Annotated in this window: 13 protein-coding genes; 9 read left to right on the top strand and 4 right to left on the bottom strand. The window is 67.6% G+C overall.

The genetic code is table 11. The annotated features are described in order from the left end of the window. Nucleotides 1–120 precede the first annotated feature (120 nt). Together BM337_RS04625 and BM337_RS04620 are read right to left on the bottom strand one after the other, a co-directional pair. Nucleotides 121–762 carry an alpha/beta hydrolase gene (locus BM337_RS04625; protein ID WP_089814352.1) on the bottom strand — a complete coding sequence of 214 codons (642 nt, stop codon included), beginning with the start codon at nt 760–762 and terminating at the stop codon, nt 121–123. Nucleotide 763: 1 nt separating this feature from the next. Then, nucleotides 764–1,393: a VOC family protein gene (locus tag BM337_RS04620; protein WP_089814350.1), complete on the bottom strand. Its 630-nt coding sequence runs from the start codon at nt 1,391–1,393 to the stop codon at nt 764–766. 330 nt (nt 1,394–1,723) lie between these two features. Between BM337_RS04620 and BM337_RS04615 the strand changes: the two genes are divergently transcribed. The 5 genes from BM337_RS04615 to BM337_RS04595 all read left to right on the top strand — a co-directional run bounded on the left by BM337_RS04615 (nt 1,724) and on the right by BM337_RS04595 (nt 6,644). Continuing rightward, on the top strand, nt 1,724–2,158 hold the full coding sequence (locus BM337_RS04615; RefSeq protein WP_089814348.1) for an Hsp20/alpha crystallin family protein: 435 nt from the start codon (nt 1,724–1,726) through the stop codon (nt 2,156–2,158). A gap of 474 nt (nt 2,159–2,632) precedes the next feature. Next, nucleotides 2,633–3,286 (top strand): rod-determining factor RdfA, encoded by a 654-nt coding sequence (rdfA, locus tag BM337_RS04610; RefSeq protein ID WP_089814346.1) that lies wholly within the window; start codon nt 2,633–2,635, stop codon nt 3,284–3,286. Between the two features lie 119 nt (nt 3,287–3,405). After that, a complete protein-coding gene (locus BM337_RS04605; protein ID WP_089814344.1) occupies nt 3,406–5,349 on the top strand; it encodes an archaea-specific SMC-related protein in 1,944 nt (647 codons plus the stop codon). Between the two features lie 76 nt (nt 5,350–5,425). Continuing rightward, complete coding sequence (locus BM337_RS04600) at nt 5,426–5,782, top strand: hypothetical protein (RefSeq protein ID WP_089814342.1); 357 nt, start codon at nt 5,426–5,428, stop codon at nt 5,780–5,782. Nucleotides 5,783–5,912: 130 nt separating this feature from the next. After that, complete coding sequence (locus BM337_RS04595) at nt 5,913–6,644, top strand: ThuA domain-containing protein (RefSeq protein WP_089814340.1); 732 nt, start codon at nt 5,913–5,915, stop codon at nt 6,642–6,644. Nucleotides 6,645–6,672: 28 nt separating this feature from the next. Here the strand turns inward: BM337_RS04595 and BM337_RS04590 are convergent, their stop codons facing one another. Then, nucleotides 6,673–7,776 (bottom strand): Gfo/Idh/MocA family protein, encoded by a 1,104-nt coding sequence (locus BM337_RS04590; RefSeq protein WP_089814338.1) that lies wholly within the window; start codon nt 7,774–7,776, stop codon nt 6,673–6,675. Nucleotides 7,777–8,401: 625 nt separating this feature from the next. Between BM337_RS04590 and BM337_RS04585 the strand changes: the two genes are divergently transcribed. From BM337_RS04585 to BM337_RS04570, 4 genes are all read left to right on the top strand, one after another. Next, nucleotides 8,402–12,391 (top strand): PAS domain S-box protein, encoded by a 3,990-nt coding sequence (locus tag BM337_RS04585; protein ID WP_089814336.1) that lies wholly within the window; start codon nt 8,402–8,404, stop codon nt 12,389–12,391. A gap of 108 nt (nt 12,392–12,499) precedes the next feature. Beyond that, entirely contained in the window at nt 12,500–12,805 is a 306-nt protein-coding gene (locus BM337_RS04580; protein ID WP_089814334.1) for a HalOD1 output domain-containing protein, read from the top strand. Between the two features lie 407 nt (nt 12,806–13,212). After that, nucleotides 13,213–16,158: an MEDS domain-containing protein gene (locus tag BM337_RS04575; RefSeq protein WP_089814332.1), complete on the top strand. Its 2,946-nt coding sequence runs from the start codon at nt 13,213–13,215 to the stop codon at nt 16,156–16,158. A 184-nt stretch (nt 16,159–16,342) separates the two neighbouring features. Then, nucleotides 16,343–17,035: a hypothetical protein gene (locus BM337_RS04570; RefSeq protein ID WP_089814329.1), complete on the top strand. Its 693-nt coding sequence runs from the start codon at nt 16,343–16,345 to the stop codon at nt 17,033–17,035. A 680-nt stretch (nt 17,036–17,715) separates the two neighbouring features. Here the strand turns inward: BM337_RS04570 and BM337_RS04565 are convergent. After that, entirely contained in the window at nt 17,716–18,477 is a 762-nt protein-coding gene (locus tag BM337_RS04565; protein WP_089814328.1) for an IclR family transcriptional regulator, read from the bottom strand. Nucleotides 18,478–18,638 lie beyond the last annotated feature (161 nt).

The raw sequence follows: 18,638 nt of genomic DNA, 5'->3' as shown, positions 1-18,638 counted from the left end.
GAGAAGTGACATCCCCCGTGCCGTGAACGGCGAAATTCTCTCGCTATCTGAAGGTAGCGGAGAAAGGAGTTTGGGTCCCCCAGAAACGGGAAACAGCGGAACGTACCGACAGGCCCAGACTCAGTTCACCAGATCACCGATAATCTCGTCCACGGCCGCCAGTTCGTCCTCGTTGACGGTGTGGCCCATGCCCTCGTAGATGCGCTCGTCGACGTCCCCGCCGAGGTCGTCCAGCACCTCCGCAGTCTCGTGGACGCGCTCCAGCGGGATGTGCGGGTCTTGGTCGCTACAGCCGATGAACACCGGGGTCTCGTCGAGCGAGCCCTCGTAGTCGCGGGGGGTCCCCTCGGGGCCAATGAGGCCGCCGGAGAGGACGGTTAGACCACCGTAGCGGCGGGCGTTGCGCGCGACCGTCTCCGAGGCCAGGCACGCACCCTGGGAGAACCCGAGCAGGACGATTCGGTCGGCGGGGACACCCGCCTCTTCGACGTCCGCGACGGCCTGGTCGGCGCGGTCCAGCGCGGCGGAGAGCCACGGTTCGTTCTGCTCCATCGGGGCCATGAACGACTGGGGGTACCAGGTGTTGCGGGCGGCCTGGGGCGCGACGTAGGCGACGCCGTCGTGGTCGAACTCCCCGCCGAACGAGAGGACGCTCTGGGCCGTCGCACCGCGGCCGTGGAACATGACGACGGCGGCGTCGGCCTCGTCCAGCGGGGCGCCGGCGGTCCGGGTCGGCTGGTCGGCGTGGATGGCGTCGCTCATCTCACTCCACCCCCGCGCCCGTCGCGGCGTCGCCGAGGTCGACCGCCTCGCTGTCCAGGCCGAGTTCGGAAAGCGCGGCTTCGAGGTGCTCGGCCTTCGCGTACTCGGCGCCGTCGTCAACGCGCTTCGCGTGGGCGAGCGCGAGCACCTCGCCGCGGCGGTCGTCCGGGATCTCGTACTTGTCGGTGGCGAACTCGAGGGTGAGCCCGTTGTGGTCGCGGGTGTACAGCGAGTGGAAGATGCCCCGATCGAACTCGTTGAACTGGTAGCCGTTCTCGGAGAGGCCCGATTTCACCTCGTCGAAGCGCTCGGGGTCGACCGTGAAGGCGACGTGGTGGACGCCGCCGACGGGGGTCCGGAGCGGCTGGCGGCTCGAGTCCCGGTCGTCCTCGACGAAGAACGTGAGGATGCGGCCGTCACCGGTGTCGAAGAAGAGGTGGGTGACCTCCGGCTGGTCCAGGTTCGGCTGCCTGAGCACCAACGGCATGCCGAGGACGTCGCGGTAGAACTCGATGGTCTCCGCCTCGTTGCTGCCGACGAGCGTGACGTGGTCGAGTCCGGTCGTCCGGAACGCCGACTCGGGGGGCGTCGCGGTGACCGGTGCCTCGTCCGTCGATGGGTCTGTGGTCATTGGTCGGTCTCGTCTACGCTCCCGAGACGGAAAAACGGGCCAGTGACGTGGAAGTCACCTGTCCGCGGCGGGCGGTCGACCTGACAGTGGGAGCAACGAGCGACCGGACGGCCAGACCCGTGCCCGACCTGTCGCCGTGCCGAGGTTCAGCCCTGCTTGCCGTGGAGTAACACGTGCTTTGCCCGTCGCGACCGGCCCGTTGGAGCGTGTTCTCGGGCGGTCGTCGGCTCTCCCGGGCGGACGCTCGCTCGTGACAGCGTCGGGTGGACGGGCGGACGGACAATCGCGTAACGGCGACGTAACAAAGGTCGACCGGACCCGAGTACGGGTATGTCTCGACGCACGCCGTTCGACGACATCGAGCGACTGATCGACCGGATGGGCGAGCAGTTCGAGGACGCCTCTCGGCAGTGGGGCGGGCTGAATCCCCAGCAACTGTCCGGCGCCTCCTCCATCGACGTGGTCGACCGCGGCGACGCGTTCGACGTACGGGCGGACCTCCCCGGGTTCGAACCCGACGACGTCGACTTCCGCGTCGTGGACCAGACCCTCCACCTCGACGCGGCCCGGAGCGACGAGGTATCGACTGAGGACGGGGAGTTCGTCCACCAGGAGCGGACCAGTAAGTCGATCTCCCGTCGCGTCCGCCTGCCCGAACCCGTCGACGCCGACGACGTCACGGCCACGCTCGAACAGGGCGTCCTCTCGGTGACCATCCCGAAGGCCGCTCCCGACTCGACGGGTCACTCCATCGACATCGAGTGACGGCCGCGTTGCCCGGCCAGGTTCGAGAATTGTAAGATTCGAGTATATCATCTGCTTCTGTCACCTAGTGGCATCGTGACCGCTGGACTCGCCGGTGGCATCGGTTCGTGTCGGCTTCGGTGGCATCGGTTCGTGTCGGCTTCGGTGGCGCCGGTGCGCGTAGGGCGTCGTATCTAAGACCGGGTCGTCCGTCGCCGATCCGGGAAACGATACGAGACAGGGAGCCCCGGTTAGCGCGAACGGCATCGTCGATCACCAGTTCGAAATGCAGACAACTGTCGTATAGGACGCAGGAGCAAACGGGTACCTGACATGATTATCGGCAGTCCGTTCTCGGTCGCGAGCGGGGAGGCCCACCGGTCGATAACAGACGTATGCATGTTATCCAATCTGCGGGAAGGCGCGGCGTCGGTGCGGTACGAGCGGGGCATCATAAAGTTAAGGTACGACGGTCCGGTACTCGAAGGCAAGTAAATGGCATCGGGTAACGGAAGCACCGGCGGGGCCACGCAGACGAAGGTGGGCCGACTGATCGAGGGCTACGACCTGGGACCGGAGTACGGCGGGGAACTGGAGGCGGCCTGGACCGACGACGGCACGGAGCGAAAGAGCCTCCGTGACCTCGCAGAAGAGTTCAACCGGCGGCTGCTGGCGGCGGCGATGAGCGACGCCGGCATGTCCACGCTCGACGGGGAAGTCGACAACATCTTCCGGCTGTTGACCGCCGAAGACGTCACGTCGGGGACCCGGACGGAGGCCCGCAGCCGGCTCGAACGCAACGGCATCGACGTCGAACAGCTCGAACGCGACTTCGTCACCTACCAGGCCATCCGGTCGTACCTCCAGAACGAGCGCGGGGCCGAGTACGAAGGGGCCAGCGACGAGGACCGACTGGAGCGCACCGCCGACAGCATCGAGCGACTGAGTTCGCGACTCTCCTCGGTCTGCGAGACGAACCTGAACCAGCTCCGGGAGACAGACCGGATCACCCTCGACGAGTTCCGACTGTTCGTCACCGTCGACGTGCTCTGTGAGAAGTGTGGTTCGCAGTACACCGTCGCCGAGTTGCTCGAACGCGGCGGCTGTGACTGCGACGACGACGTCGAGACGGCGCAGGTCGACGACTGAGTACTTTCGACGGGGGACAGATCCGTGGGCCACGGCTTCGAACCGGGGCCGACAGATACGTCCCAGACGGACAGAAAGATGAATACTTATTAGAGATAGACGTTCCTACCCGACTATCAATGACGACGACACAGCACGCTGACCAGCTCGCCCGGTTCCAGGTCGAGAAGATCGGGGGGATCGACGAGACCTCTGTCGACGTTCCACCCGGCGTGACGGTGCTCGCGGGGAAGAACGCCACGAACAGGACGTCGTTTCTCCAGGCGATACAGGCGGCGCTCGGCAGCACGAACGCGTCGCTCAAGGGCGACGCCGACACCGGAGACGTGCAACTCGAGCTCGGCGAAGAGACGTACGAACGCAGCCTGCAGCGGACGAACGGCCACGTCTCCTTCTCCGGGAACGGCTACCTCGACGACGCCACCGTCGCGGATCTGTTCGCCTTCCTCCTCGAGGCGAACGAGGCGCGCCGGGCCGTCGCCAGGGCCGAGGACCTCCGGGAGATCATCATGCGGCCGGTCGACATCGACGCCATCCGCGAGGAGATCAGTCGCCTCGAGGACGAGAAGGAGTCGATAAACGACGACCTCGCCGACATCGGCTCGCTCAAACAGGAGTTGCCCACCCTCGAACAGCGCCGCACCGCGTTGCGAGACGACATCGCCGAGAAGCGCGACGAACTGGAGGCCAAGGAAGAAGAGATCGAAGCCTCCAGCGCCAGCATCGAGGAGACCCGCAACGAGAAGGCCCAGTTCGAGGAGAAACTCGACGAGCTACGTGACACCCGGAGCAACCTCGAACAGGTTCGCTACGAGATCGAGTCCACCGACGACAGCATCACGTCGCTGAAACAGGAGCGCAACGACCTGGCGGAGGAACTGGCCGACCTCCCCGAGGCGCCGATGGGCGACCACGCGGACCTGGACGCGGAGATCGACCGCCTCCGGAAACAGAAGCAGACCGTCGAACGGGAGATACAGGACCTCCAGAGCGCGATCCAGTTCAACGAGGAGATGCTCGACGACGAGGGCGAGGGCGTCCTCGACGAACTGGTCGAGGACGGGGACTCGGACGTCACCGCCAGACTGGTCGAGGACGACGAGGTCGTCTGCTGGACCTGCGGCTCCGAGGTGACGGCCGACCAGATCGACTCGACGCTCGAATCGCTACGGTCGCTGCGCGAGACCAAACTCGGCGAGACGAGCGACATCGAGGACCGCCTCGAGGAACTGCAGTCAGAACAGCGCGAGGCCGAACGACAGCAGGAGCAGCGGACGAAGCTCGAACGCCGGCTCGACGACGTCGACTCGGAGATCGAGAGCCGCCGCGAGCGCCTCGACGAACTCCGAACGGAGAAGTCGGCGCTGACAGACGACGTCGAGTCGCTCGAAACCGAGGTCGAGAAGCTCGAATCCGACGACTTCAGCGAGGTGCTCGACCTCCACAAGGAGGCCAACCAGCTCGAGTTCGAACTCGACCGCCTGGAGTCCGACCTCGAGGACGTCTCCGGGGAGATCGAGTCCATCGAGGAGGCCATCGCCCGCGAGGACGAGTTGCGCGAGGAACGGGAAGCGCTGCTCGACGAACTCGAGGAGTGTCGCACCCGGATCGACCAGATCGAGGCCGACGCCGTCGAGCAGTTCAACACCCACATGGAGGCGATCCTCGACGTGCTCGGCTACGACAACCTCGAGCGCATCTGGATCGAACGGCTCGAACAGACCGTCCGCCAGGGACGGGAGAAGGTGACGACGACGGTGTTCGAGCTCCACGTCGTCCGGAGCACCGAGAGCGGGGCGGCCTACGAGGACACCGTCGCGCACCTCTCGGAGTCCGAACGGGAGGTGACCGGCCTCGTCTTCGCGCTGGCGGGCTACCTGGTCCACGACGTCCACGAGGAGGTCCCCTTCATGCTGCTGGACTCGCTGGAGGCCATCGACTCCGACCGCATCGCCGCGCTGGTCGACTACCTCTCGGAGTACGCCTCCTATCTCGTCGTCGCGCTCCTCCCCGAGGACGCCCAGGCGCTCGACGACGACTACACCCGCATCACGGACATCTGAGAGAGTCGGTCGTCCCCTGTATTCCTCGTCGAACGTAATCGACACTCCCTTACTCGATCGATCCCCCACACCACGTATGCAACGCTACGACACGCGCATCGACGACGGGACCCTCTACATCGAGGCCGGCGAGGGCGACCTGGAGATCGGGTCGATGGACGACGTCTGCGAGATTCTGGGGGAGAGCTACACGCTGGAGTACGACGAGGAGGCCCAGGCCGCGGGCTGGCTCCAGACCGACGAGGACGGGACGATCACGTTCGACGTCCGCGAGACCATCGACGACCTGGACTACAACGAGACGTTCGTCGAGAAGATGGCCGAGGAACCCCTCGACCGGGAGAACCCAGACGGCTACCCCGTCCGGACCGCGGCGTTCGCCGACCTCATGGGCGAGATCTGGGACTCGAAGGGGAGCTACGAACTGGAGTAACGGGCGGGTCGCGGGCCGCCCCCGTCTGGCGGGCGCGCCGTCGCCGCCCGCCTTCTGGTCCCGCCACGCCGCCGTCGCCGTAAGTTGCCGCTACGGGAACCCGTTTTGAGGACAGCGCCCACCCTCACGCATGGCACCGACAGTCACCGTCTGGAACGAGTTCGTCCACGAGCGGGAAGACGACGCCGTCGCCGACCTCTATCCCGACGGTATCCACGGAACGATCGCCGACGCGCTCGCCGACCGCGGGTTCGAGACGGCGACGGCGACCCTCCAGGAGCCCGAACACGGCCTGACCGAGGCCGTCCTCGCGGAGACCGACGTCCTCGTCTGGTGGAGTCACATCGCCCAGGACGAGGTCGAGGACGCAGTTGCCGAACGAGTCGCTGACGCAGTCAGGAGCGGGATGGGGCTGATCGTCCTCCACTCGGCCGTCCTCTCGAAGGTGTTCCGCTCGCTGCTGGGGACGACGGGCACGCTGAAGTGGCGGGAGGCGGACGAGCGCGAGCGCCTGTGGGTGACCGAGCCGACTCACCCCATCGCCGACGGCATCGACGAGTGCATCGAACTGGAGCCGACGGAGATGTACGGCGAACCGTTCGACGTGCCGACGCCGGATTCGGTCGTCTTCACCTCCTGGTTCGAGGGCGGCGAGGTGTTCCGCTCTGGCTGTTGCTGGCAGCGCGGCAGGGGGAAGATATTCTTCTTCCGGCCGGGTCACGAGACCCACCCGATTTACCACGACGACGAGATTCAGCAGGTGCTCGCGAATGCGGCCGAATGGGCGACGACGCCCGGCGAGCGCGAACTGCCGACGCTGGAGAACGTGGAACCGCGGGAGAAGATCGGCGACGACGACTGACGGGCGGGCTGCCGGCCGACCCAGTCGTTCAGTCCTGCTGGCCGTCCCCGGCGGCCGCTTCGGCGTCGGCGAGCATCGCCTGGACGTCGACGGCCTCACCCGTCTCGTCGCTCTCGATGGCGGCGAAGACGGTGGCCATCGCCTGGAGGTTGTCGCGGGCGTTGGTCTCCATCGGCTCGCCACCCTCGCACCACTCGGCGAACCGTTCGACCAGCCAGGTGTTGCCCCACTTCTCGCCCTCCGCCAGCGCGAGTAACTCGCCGTCCTCGATGCGGGTGTTGCCGAGGAAGTCCTCCTCGGCCGCGTCGTAGGGGAACGACCGTAGCTCGTGGCCGTCTAGCAGCAGCGTCGCCTCGGCGCAATCGACGCGGACGTGCTCGTCGCCCCAGCCGTTGAACGTCACCGCACTCGTGTTCGACGCCTCGTAGCTCACGCTCGTCCCGTTCTCCATGACCAGGTGGACGTGGGCGTTCGGGTCGCCGACGAACTCGGAGTACGGCGGGTTCCAGGCGTTGCAGAACACCCGGTCGACGCGGTCGCCGGCCAGGTCGGCCAGCAGGTCCAGGTGGTGGATGGCGCCCTCGACGAGCATGGGGTGGTTCGCCACGTCGTAGAGGCGTTCGGGCTTCCAGGTGCCGTAGGAGCGGGCGTTGACGGCGTAGCGGCTGTAGATGGCGTCGACGTCGCCGTACTCGCCCGAGCGGACCTGCCGGCGCAGCGACGTCACGTCGTCGCGGTAGCGCTGGGTCATCGTGACGCCCAGCTTCAGCCCGGCGTCCTCGACGCGCCGAACGATGCGGGCCGCCGTCTCCAGCGAGTCGGCCAGGGGCTTCTCGCAGAGCACGTCCAGGTCGTGTTCGACGGCCAACTCGACCAGCGATTCGCGGACGTGGGGCGGCACGACCAGCGCCAGTGCGTCGGCCTCGTGAGCCGCCACGGCGGCCTGAGCGTCCGTGTAACACCGGTCGGGCGAGAGGCCGAGCAACGCTCTGCCCCGCTCGAGGGCGTCCGCGTCCGCATCGACCGCCGCGACGACTTCGACGGTGTCGTCGGCCTCGTTCGGGGGCAAAAAGTCCCGACACCACGCCTCGCCCTGGTTCCCCGTGCCGACGAGAACGATCCGTACAGTCACGACCGTAGGTGGGTGAGAACCGGGGTGAGGCTACCGGAACCGGCAAAGGCGGCGCGGCCAGTCCCGGGTCGTTTGCCACCCCGGTGACCGACGCGACGACCTGCAGGAACGCGGCCCAGGCGTGGCCGGTAACTCGGATCCGTTCGACCACTAGCGAGTCTGATTGGTTTCAGGTCAGTATTCGTTGACGTCTACGGAGAGGGAAGCGGTTGCCACCGTTCACGACCAGGAATTGGCTGGAACACGGCAACGATCCGGTCGTCAGCCGCGGCGTTCCGCCGGGGCCAGCTGTCAGGACTCAGTTGTGTTCCACCCATCCGGATTGACGTGTTCACGAGACACCAGGCGGCAACCCGTGCGATCGAGGGGGGACTTCGAACGGCCCTCGTGGCCCCGGCCGCATCGCCAGAAAACGGGAGTCGAAACCGCTGATTTTGTTACGAACCCGTCGGAAGTACTCGCCGGAAACGGCCACGGCAGCCGTCGAATCGGTTCCGTCTGCTTTCAGACGAGTCACCATTGTTTCCCCACGTCGAAGCAGACCACACACCGCTCAACCTGTGAAGGCAGTGATTTGTTACCGTTAACAGAGTTTAAATAAGGCTGCCCTGTCCCATACTCGGACATGGTCAGCAGGAACCGGGACGGGCGGGAATCGGTCCTGGCCGTCTTTCGGTCCACCGGTGCACGTGACGAGCCCCTGACGACGGCCGAGGTCGCAGACGCCCTCGACTGCTCGCAGCAGGCCGCCAGCGAGCGGCTGGAGGGACTCGTCGAGGAGGGGGTGCTGGCGCGAAAGCGCGTCGGCGGGACCGAACGCGTCTGGTGGGAACCGGACGGCGACGGGGCAACGGACGCGGAAGACGGGGCAACGGACGCGGAAGACGGGGCAACGGACGCGGAAGACGGGGTGACGGACGCGGGGGACGACGTGGTGGAGAGCGAGAACGGCCGCTTCCGGTCCCTCGTCGAGGCCATCGAGGAGGACGCTATCGTCACCCTCGACCCGGACGGTCACGTCGTCAGCTGGAACGCCGGCGCCGAACGGATCACGGGGTACGAGGAGTCCGAGATCGTCGGTGAGCACGTCTCGACGTTCTACACGGACGAGGAGGTGGCTGCAGGCGTGCCGGCGGAGACCCTCTCGCGCGCCCTCGAAGAGGGGTCGGCCGAGGACGAGGGATGGTGCGTTCGGGCCGACGGGTCCCGGTTCTGGGCGTCGATCACGATCACCCCGATCCGGGACGACGATGGCGGAGTCCGTGGGTTCGCGACGGTCACCCGCGACACGACCGACCGGCGCGAGTACGAGCGACAACTGGAGGAGAAAAACGAGCGGCTAGCGACCCGGCGCGACGAACTCGAGAGCGAACTGAACGACGTCTTCGAGCGAGTGTCGGACGGGTTCGTCGGCCTGGACGACGAGTGGCGCATCACCGCCGTCACCGACCTCGCGGCGGACGTGCTCGGCCGGCCCGAATCCGAACTGCCGGGCGTGCGCATCTGGGACGCGTTCGACGGGACGGCCGGGTCGGCGTTCGAGGCGGCGTTCCGCGAGGCCGCGGAAACCCAGGAACAGATCCACTTCGAGGAGTACTACCCGCCACTGGGGACGTGGTTCGAGGTCGACGCCTACCCGTCCGAGTCCGGCCTCTCGGTGTACTTCACCGACGTCACCGAGCGCAAGGAGCGCGAGCACGAACTCGAACGGTACGAACGGATCGTCGAGAACGTGCCCGTCGGCGTCTACCGGAACACGCCCGGCCCGGACGGGGAGTTCGTCGCGGGGAACGCGGAACTGGCGGCGATATTCGACGCCGACTCCGTCGACGAACTCGTCGGGTCCCGGGTCAGCGACCTCTATACGGACCCGGAGCAACGCGCCGAGTTCAGCCGGCGCCTGATGGCGGAGGGCGTCGTCGAGGACTACGAACTGAAACAGGAGACCCTGGCGGGGCGGACGATCTGGATCTCGGTGACCGCGATGCGGACCGAGGAGGACGGCGACGTGTACTTCGACGGCGTCGTCCAGGACGTCACCGAGCGCAAGGAGCGCGAACGGGAACTCGAACGCTACGAGACGCTGTTCGAGGAGTCACAGGACGTCAACGCGATCATCGACCCCGACGGTACCCTCGGGTACGTCACCCCGTCGGCGAAGCACGTCCTCGGCTACGACCCCGCGGATCTGGCGGGCGAGAACGTCTTCGAGTACATCCATCCCGAGGACCGGGAGGCCATCCAGAGCGAGTACGCGGGACTGGTCGAGGACCCTGACCACAACCCGCTGGTCGAGTTCCGGTTCGAACACGCGGACGGCTCCTGGGTCGTCCTCGAAGCCAAGGGTCGGAACCTGCTCGAGGACCCCACCGTCGACGGAATCGTCACCTACACGCGGGACGCGACCGAGCGAAAACTGTTCGAGGACACGCTCCAGGCGCTCCACGAGTCCTCACGCGAGCTCATCCGCTCGCAGGACGAGAGCGACGTCAGCCGGACCGTGGTCGACGCCGCCACCTCCGTGATCGACCTCCCCGGCGTCGTCGTCTATCGCTACGACGGCGAGGCGGGCGTGCTGACACTGGACGAGCGGTCCGTCGACACAGACTTCATGCGGGAGGCGCTCCCGGAGTTCCCGGTCGACCACTCGAGCGTCGTCGGCCACACCTACTGCGACGGCGAGGCGAACTACTACGCGGACGTGCGCGAGTCGGACCACCTCATGGCCAGTCCCGACGAGGTCGACATGACCGCCGGGCTGTTCGTCCCACTGGGTGACCACGGGGTACTGGCCGTGGGCTGGCAGGACGAAGACGCGTGTGACGAGCGAACCCGCCGACTCATCGAAATCCTCGCGTCCAACGCGGAGGCGGCCTACACGCGCGTCGAACGCGAACGCGAACTCGAGGCCAGGGCCCGCCAGCAAGAAGTAGTGGCGGACCTGGGCCAGCGAGCGCTCGGCTCCGAGGACCTCGACGGGCTGTTCGACGAGGCCGTCGACCTGGTGACGGAGACGCTCGACAGCGACTACTGCAAGGTGTTCGACCTCGACCGGGAGGCCGAGGACCTGGTGATGCGCGCAAGCGCCACGATGGCGCCCGAGCGCGTCGGGTCGGCCGCTGTCGACGTCGGCCGCCAGTCCCAGGCGGGATACACGCTGCTGGCCGACGAACCGATCGTCGTCGAAGACATGGCCGCTGAGGACCGGTTCGACCGGCCCGACAGTGTCGTGGAGACGACCGTCGGGAGTGGGATCAGCGCCGTCGTCGGCTCCCGCGCGAGTCCCTGGGGCGTCCTCGCGACCCACGACACCGACCGCCGGGAGTTCTCCGAGGACGACGCGCTGTTCGTCCAGTCGGTCGCCAACATCCTCGCGGCGGCCGTCGACCGGCGCGACAACGAGCGCGAACTGGAGGAGCAACGCGAACACCTCTCCGCGCTCGACAACCTCAACGGCGTCGTCCGCGACATCAACGAGGCGCTCGTCGCCCAGTCCACGCGCGAAGAGATAGAGCAGACGGTGTGTGACCGGCTCGCCGACTCAGACACCTACCGGTTCGCGTGGACGGCCGAGGTCGACCCCAGGACCGACTCGCTGGCGCCGCGCGTCGAAGCGGGCGTCGAGGGATACGTCGCGGACGCCGAGATCAGCGTCGACGGTGACCGCCCCGAGGGGCAGGGCCCGGCCGGCCGCGCGGCGCGCTCGAAGGAGGTCCAGGTCGTCCACGACGCGCTCGCTGACCCGACGTTCGAGCCCTGGCGCGACGTCGCCGAGGCGTACGGCTACCGGAGCTGTGCAGCCATCCCCATCGTCCACCAGGACACGCTGTACGGCGTCCTCGGCGTCTACACCGACCGGGCCGGCGCGTTCGCCGACGAAGAGGAGGAGGTGATCGCCCAGCTCGGTGAGATCATCGGCCACGCCATCGCCAGCATCGAGCGCAAGCAGGCGCTGATGAGCGACGACGTCGTCGAGATCGACGTCCAGATCGACGACGTCCTCGCGGAGGCGGACCGCTCCGTGTCGGGGACGATCACCGTCACCCAGACGATCTCTGTGGGCGACGACACCTTCCTCCAGTACGGGACCGCGGAGGGTGAGGCCCTGGACTCGATGGCGTCGCTCGTCGACGAACTCTCCCACTGGGAGGCGCTCACCGTCCTCGGCGACGACCCGGACGGTGGCGAGGAGCGCCGGTTCGAACTCAAGCTGTCGGAGCCGCCGGTGGTCTCCGCGGTCGCGGACAGTGGCGGGTACGTCGACGAGGCGCGGATCGAGGGCGACACCATGCACGTCCGGGTCCACCTGCCGCCGACCATCGACGTCCGGCGGATGGTCGACGACGTCCGTGACACCTACGCGGACGCGACGCTGGTGACCCGTCAGCAGGTGAGTCGCACCGACTCCCGCCAGCGGATCGAACGGACCCTGATCGAGGAACTCACCGACCGCCAGCGAGCGTCGCTGGAGGCGAGTTTCCACGCCGGCTTCTTCGACTGGCCCCGCGAGAGCTCCGGTGAAGAGGTGGCCGAGTCCCTCGACGTGACCGCCCCGACGTTCCACCAGCACCTCCGGAAGGCCCAGCAGAAGCTCCTCGACTCGATCCTCACCTGACAGTGGTGGTCGCAGGCCCCCGGATCCGATATGGATAGGTCCCGACGTTCCCGGGCCCTATCGATATCGCGAGCACGCATATGCCACGGGCGGGCATTGGTCACGACGATGAGTTTCAGTTCGGACGCGATTGTTCACGAGACGTCAGTGCACGAAGCGGTCATCTACGCCGTCGCGGACGCCGACGACGTCGACCCGGTCGACCTGGACCCGCTGTACGAGACCATCGACCCGGAGGCGCTGGACGCGCTGTTCGACGGCGGCTGTGCGGGGCAGGTGGCGTTCACCTACGAGCGTCACGAGGTGGTGGTCACCGGTGAGCGGGGCACCGTCGACGGCGTCGAAGTCGACGTCCGGCCGCACCGGGCCGCCGGAGTCGGGGAGGACTCCCGGGCCAGCGCGGCCGGGCAGTGACCCCGTGACGACCGGGCCACGACCCGGTGCGAACGCGCCGTTCACTGGCCGTCTCTAGCAGAGTTGTCGGTTTCGCAGTTCTCGGTTTCGTCCCCCGAACACCGCCGGCGCCGGTCCGAAACTGGTAACGAACCGGCTCGCCGTCGGTGTCAATCTGCAGATCTGATTGTCGAGGCACAATTCTTATGCCCCAGTGAATCATCCGGCCAAGTGGTTACGAACCCGGGGACGTCGGGAAGTTCCACGCGGGATCCGGTGGGCCCGGGCGAACTGAGTGAGACAATCATGTCTGAACTGCAACCATCCTCTCGATCGTCACAGATCGACACGGGCGCCGCGTCGATAGCACTCGAACTCGCCACGGACTCCCGCACTGGACGGCGAGTATCGACGGTCCGGGTGGTCGCATGAGCCTGATCGAACGGGTATCGCGCGAGGAGGACGACGTCCTCACCCTCGAGCGGGGCCTCGACGCGCTCCGGTCGAGCCCGTCGTTCCGCGGCCCCGTCGAGTCGCTCGACGGGCACGAGGCGAACGAACACATGGCCCTGATCTACGAGAACCGGGCCGAACAGGTCGCGGCGACCGTGCCGTACCTGGAACAGGGCCTCCGCCGGGGCGAACGGTGCATGTGCCTCCTGGAAACGGAGAGCAAGGACGCCGTCCTCGCGGGCCTCCGACGCACCGACGTCGACGTGGACGCGGCGCTCGACACCGGTGCGCTCACCTTCCACACGGTCGAGGAGACCTACCTGCGAGACGGGCAGTTCGACCCGGACGAGATGCTCGAGTTCTACGCGGACGTCATCGACGAGGCGACCCGCGAATACGAGGCGCTCCGGCTCGCGGCGTCCGTCGGCTGGCTGCTCGAGGAGGCCACCTCGACGGCCGACTTCATGGCCTACGAGTCGAAGGTGAACGACCTGTTCCACGGCGAGGACTGCATCGCGCTGTGCCAGTACGACCGGTCGCGGTTCCCACCGGAGGTGCTCGGCACCGTCATCCAGACCCACCCGCATCTCGTCTACGACAGTACCGTCTGCCACAACGTCTACTACACCCCGCCCGAGGAGTTCTTCGGGCCGGACCAGCCCGACCGCGAGATCGACCGCATGTTGCGGACGCTCACCGAGCGGGCCGAGGCGAAGGTCGCGCTCCAGGAGCGCGAACGCTACCTCCGCGAACAGAACGAGGTCGTCGCCGACCCCGACAGGCCCTTCGAACGGAAAGTGCAGCGACTGCTGGAACTGGGCCAGGAGCGCCTCGGCCTGGACTGTGCCGCGCTGACCCGGTGGGACGGCGACGAACTGGCGACCGTCGCGGCCGTCGGCGGTCACGAGCGGTTCGACGACGGGGACCCGACGCCGGTCGAGGAGACGTACTGCCGGAAGGTCCTCTCCCGCGAAGCGCCCCTGACCGTCGAACACGCGGCCAGGCAGGGATGGGACGACGACCCGGCCTACGACGTCTGGGGCCACGAGAGCTACGTCGGGACCACGGTCACGCTCGGGAGCGAACTGTACGGGACCGTCTGTTTCGCCTCCGGGTCGCCGCGAACGGAACCGTTCACGGACCACGAACGGACCGTCGTGGAGCTGACGAGCCAGTGGATCGGCTACGAACTCGAACGCGAACACCGGGAGGCCCAGCTCGCGGCGCTCAACGAGATGGCCCGGGACCTGCTCCGCATGGAGGGCCACGAGGACGTCGCCGAGGCCGCCGTCGACCACGCCGAGTCCACGCTGAAACTGCCCGTCTCGACCGTCCTCGGGTACGACCACGACGAAGGCGGCCTGCGCGCCATCGCAGAGACGGACGACGCCGCCGACGGCATGCCGACCGAATCGCTGTGTGACCCCGAGACGGGCCCGTTCTGGGAGACGTTCGTCGCGAACGAGGTGCGGACGGTCGACGACGTGGGTGAACTGCCCGGCGCGAACGACGACCTCACCGAGGCCGTCGCTATCCCCCTCGGCGCCCACGGGCTGTTCGTGACGGCGACGATAGACCGCGACGGGTTCGGGTCCGCCGAGCGCGACTTCGTCGAGGCCACGGCAGCCACCCTCGAGACGGTGACTGCCCGCGTCGAACGGGAACGACAGCTCCAGGAGCGCGAACAGACCCTGGAGACGCAAAACGAGACGCTCGAACGGCTGGACCGGGTCAACGACATCATCCGGAGCATCGACCAGGCGCTCGTCCAGGCGTCGACGCGGACGGAGATCGAGTCCGTCGTCTGCGAGCGCCTGGCGACCGGCGGCCCCTACGAACTCGCGTGGGTCGGCGACGTCGACCGGGTCACCGGGGCGGTACGGCCACGGGAGTCCGCGGGCGCCGAGAAGGGCTCCCTCGACGGCCTCACAGTCGACGCCGACGAGGGCGAGGAGAGCGACCACCCCGCCGCTCGTGCCGTCGACCGCCGGGAGCCCCAGTTCGCCAACGACGTGCTCTCCGACGAGCGCTGTGCGTCCTGGCGCCAGGCGGCCCTGAACCGTGGCTACCACGCCGCCATCTCGCTCCCGCTTGTGTACCAGGACACCTGTTACGGCGTCCTCACGCTCTACGGGGACAGCCCGGGCGTGTTCGACGAACTCGAACGGTCCGTGCTCGGCGAACTGAGCGAGACCATCGCCCACGCGATCAACGCCGTCGAGAGCAAGAAGGCGCTCGTGAGCGAGGAGGCCGCGGTCCTCGAGTTCGCCGTCGACGACGACGCGCTCCCACTCGTGACGATCGCCGACGAGGCCGACTGTTCGGCGTCTCTCGACACCGTCGTTCCGCGATCTGACGGCCGCCTGCGCGGGTACTTCACCACGACGGGTTCCCCGGCCGACGACGTCCTCGCGCTCGAACCGCGCCTCCCCGTGACGGACCTGGACCTGGTTTCGGCCCAGACCGACGACGGCGAGCAACGCTGTCACTTCGAGGCGACGCTCGAGGCGGAGAGCCTGGCCGGGACGGTGCTCGAACACGGCGGCCGCCTCCGCGAGGGGACCGCCGCGGACGGGGAGGCGACGGTGGTCGTCGAACTCGCCGCCGACGCCGCCGTCCGCGAGTTCGTCGAGATGTTCCGGACCAGGTACCCCGGGTCGGAGCTGCTGGCCCGTTACAGCGACGAACGCGGCTGCCGAACGACGGCGGAGTTCCACGGGACGATGACCGACGAACTGACGCCGCGGCAGCTGGAGGCGATACAGACGGCCTACTTCAGCGGCTTCTTCGAACGACCTCGTCCCCGGACCGGAAAGGAGATCGCCGAGACGATGGACATCAGTCAGCCGACGTTCAACGGCCACCTCCGGAGCGCCCAGCGGAAACTCTGCCGGCGCCTCTTCGACGCCGACGCTGTCTGATAGTCTTCGACGCCGACGCTGTCTGATCGTGTCGGTTGTACCGTTTCCCCGGCGTTCGACGGCACAGGTCACGCCGGACGACGGTACGGGCTTTCAACCGACACGATGAGGCCAGTTACTCCTGGCGCGGCAGGTTCCGCTGTTCCCGCTCGTCTGGCCCGCCGGCCTGGCGCTGCTGGCCGCTGTGCTGGCCCCGTTGCTGAGCTCGCTGTCCCTGCGGACGCTGCTGGCTCTCCTGGCCGTAGCCGCCCTGCTGACCACCGCCATACTGCTGGTCAGCCTGCCCGTATCCGCCCTGCTGACCACCGGCTCGCTGCTGGTCAGCCTGACCGCCTCGCTGCTGGCCAGCCTGACCGCCTCGCTGCTGGCCACGGGACTGAGTGCTCTGATGCTGCCGCTCCCGGCGCTGTTGTCCCTGCTGGGCCTGGGAGCGGCGCTGCTGTGGACCGCCCTGAGCCCCGCCGACCTGTGGGTAGGACCCCTGGGAGTAGTGCTGGTCCTGTGGCGAGGACTGTGGCTCGTTCAGTCGACCGCCCTGTTCGGCCCGGCTGGGCTCGCCGAAACGCTGCTGTGCGCCGACGTGGTGGGGCGACTGGTCGTGACGGGCCTCGCCGCCGTACTGCAGGCCCGCGTTCGTCTCACCCTGCCAGCCGCCCTGCTGTCCGACGCCTCGCTGGCCCGGCTGCTGCTGGCCGGGTTGCTGGCGGCTTCCCTGCTGGCCCGGTCGCTGCTGGTTGCGCTGTGGGCTGGACTGGGGGGTGAAGCCCCGGCCACCAGCCCGCTGCTGACCGCCCCGGTGACCCGCTTGCTCCCGGCGCCCCTGGCCTGTGGGCTGGCGCTGCTGCCCACCACCTGTCTGCTGGGTGTGCTGCTGTGACTGCTGGGTGTGCTGCTGTGACTGCTGGGCAGGCTGTGACCGGTGGCCGCGCTGTTGTGACTGCTGGTGTCGCTGTGCGCCCATCCGACCAGGCCCCTGCTGGCTCTCCGCGTGTTCGCCCCGCTGGTCGCCCTGGCCGCCGCGGTGCTGGGTCGGCTGTCTGGTGCGATGCTGGCGTCGCTGCTGTCGGGAATCGTCGTGGTTGTGGTGAGTCATTGGGTTCGTCGCAGTCGCGGTCGTGGCTGTTCTGCGGGCGATACAGTCGTCGACGAAGCGCGCCAGCGGTCGATTGGGGCCGCTTCCATCAGAAAGTTGGGCCGGCAACTGCAAGACGGCGGTTGCGACGAACCCGAGACGTACGTCCCAGTCACTCCCGCCTGGATGCCATTCAGTATAGGCGACAGCTTGCTGCCGTCGCGGAGTCGGCCCGGGCGACAGTTTCCGAGACCGGCGCTGAAGTGACAGCGAGGCGGCGACGAGATCCCGACCGCCCTCTGGGATCGAGCGATCGGCCGGTGTTTCAGTGACGGATCGCAGTCGACGCGGCGGCAGGTCAGATAACAGACGTACCGGTGTTAGGCGCCGACGACGGAGAAATTCGACCGGATAGGCCCGCCGGCTTGCGAATATGCGGTCGGTCAGGCCACGTATTCAGCGATCGTGAACAGTACGGTCGGCCGTCAGGAGTAGGTGACGTTCAGTTCGATGACGTTCTGGACTTCGAGGAGTTTCTGGGGGAGTTCCTCCCTGTACCGGGTGTCCCGGAGCCGGTTGGTCGGGCCGGAGACGCTGATCGCCCCGACGACGTCGTCGTTGGCCAGGATGGGCGCCGCGACGCAGCGGAGCCCGCGCAGCCGTTCTTCGTCGTCGAAGGCGAAGCCCCGGTCGCGTATCCGTTTGAGTTCGTCGAACAGTTCGTCGCGGTCGGTGATGGTCTCGGGGGTGGAGGCGGGCATGCCGTGGTGGTCGACGATGGCCTCGACGCGCTCCTCGGGGAGGTGCGCGAGGATGGCCTTGCCGAGACCGGTGCTGTGGAGGGGCGCGCGCGTGCCGACGTGGCCCTTGACCTGGACGGCCATCTCGCCGCGCGTCCGGTAGAGGTAGGATCCCTTCCCGTGCTCTTCGACGAGGAGGTTGGCGAGTTCGCCCGTCTCGCTGGCCAGGTGTTCGAGCTCGGGTTTGGCCACTTCGAACATCTCGACCTGGTCGCGGGCGTACGCGCCCAGGTCGAGAAAGCGCAGGCCGACGCGGTAGGTCGTCCCCTCCTTGACGACGTACTCCTCCTGTTCGAGCGTGGCGAGGTAGTTGTGGATGGTGCTCTTGGGGAGTTCGAGGTGGTCGGCGAGCTCGGTGACGCCCGCACCGTCGAGCTCCTTGAGAGCTTCGACGATAGTGAACATCGCCTCGATCGATTTCACCGGGTTCGTTGCTGACGGGCCCATAGTTCCCCTGGCGGTGCCACCTATAAAAATCTGTTCAGTATTTACGAACGTGAGTTCGCCTGCGGGCGACCGTCAGAGCTCCAGCAGTGGGGACGAGCGGCCGATCTACGGCGTCCGAGGGCACAGGTGGAGAGGGCCGGCGACCACTCCGGGACTCGCCG

Origin of the sequence: Halomicrobium zhouii (assembly GCF_900114435.1) — an archaeon.
Lineage (GTDB): Archaea > Halobacteriota > Halobacteria > Halobacteriales > Haloarculaceae > Halomicrobium > Halomicrobium zhouii.
This window is presented reverse-complemented; position numbering and strand designations above follow the sequence as displayed.